Origin of the sequence: Lutibacter sp. HS1-25, from assembly GCF_004121075.1 — a bacterium.
In the GTDB taxonomy this organism is placed as follows: domain Bacteria; phylum Bacteroidota; class Bacteroidia; order Flavobacteriales; family Flavobacteriaceae; genus Lutibacter.
Genome location: NZ_RHLN01000084.1, coordinates 1 through 1,279, shown reverse-complemented (window position 1 = coordinate 1,279; position 1,279 = coordinate 1). Strand labels below are relative to the sequence as shown.

Below are 1,279 nucleotides of genomic sequence, written 5' to 3'. Positions count from 1 at the left end.
CTTTTCCTCCTACTGGTGCTGCTACTCAAACTTTTTGTGTTAATGATTATCTACCAAATTCACCAACAATAGGTGATTTATCTGTAACTGGTACAAATGTACTTTGGTATAATTCTGAAACTTCTACAACTGCCTTAAATAGTTCTGATCTATTGGTAAATGGACAATCGTATTGGGCTTCTCAAACCAATGCCGCTAACTGTGAAAGTGCTTTAAGGTTAGAAGTAAAAGCAACTGTAATTAGTGTACCTAATGCGATAGTGTCTGAGCCTAATCAAACTTTTTGTGAAGCTTTTAATCCAAAAATATCAGATTTACAAGCTACAGGAAATGTTATTGTTTGGTACGATTCTCAAACTTCAACAACACCATTAAGTTCAACAGAATTATTAGTTGACGGAGAAAACTATTGGGCATTAAATACGGATGCTATTGCTGGCTGTGAAAGTACTTCAAGAGTTGAAGTTATTGCTTCAATTACAACTGTACCTCCACCTACAATTGATGAATCTATACAAACTTTTTGTCAAGTTAACAACCCTACTGTAGCCGACTTAACACCTTCAACAGGTATTGAATGGTTTAATTCAGAGACAAGTACTACTCCTCTAAACAATACAGATTTATTGGTAAATGGAGCAGTTTATTGGGCTGCAAAAACAAATTCAACAGGTTGTATTAGTGCTGTAAAAATTGCTGTTACAGTTGTTTTATCAAATCCAGGAACTCCAATCATAGAGTCAAGTGGTGAAGAATTTTGTATTATAAACAACCCAACTTTAGCTGAATTAGATGCTAAAGTTTCTGCTAATAATGACGGTGCTATTTCTTGGTATAACTCTTATCCAAATGGTATTGAATTAAGTTTATCTGAACTTTTAATTGATGGTAAAACTTATTATGCTATTGAAACTGACATTAATGGGTGCTCAAGTGTTTCTCACCTTGAAGTTACAGTAGATTTAAATGCTTGTGATGAATATGATATTGTAGTTTATGATGGTTTCTCGCCAAATGGTGATGGTATTAATGACACCTTTAAAATTGAAAATTTAAGAGAATTATATCCCGATTTTAAAGTTGAATTTGTAAACCGATGGGGTAATTTAATGTACTCTTATGATATTAACAAACCTGATTGGAATGGGCGATTAAAAGGAGATAATGATATTGCAGCTTCGGGTGTATATTATTACATTATTCATTTCAACAAAGACAATCGCAAACCAATACAAGGCAGTTTGTATTTGAGTCGTTAAATAAAATTTAAAATTACTAT

General features: G+C 32.8%; 1 protein-coding gene. It reads left to right on the top strand.

Going from position 1 to position 1,279, the window contains the following annotated elements; genetic code table 11:
* Nucleotides 1-1,259, top strand: a 1,259-nt coding sequence (locus EC396_RS12340) for a gliding motility-associated C-terminal domain-containing protein (protein ID WP_164975280.1), incomplete at its 5' end; no start/stop codon positions are given.
* Between the last annotated feature and the right edge of the window lie 20 nt (nt 1,260-1,279).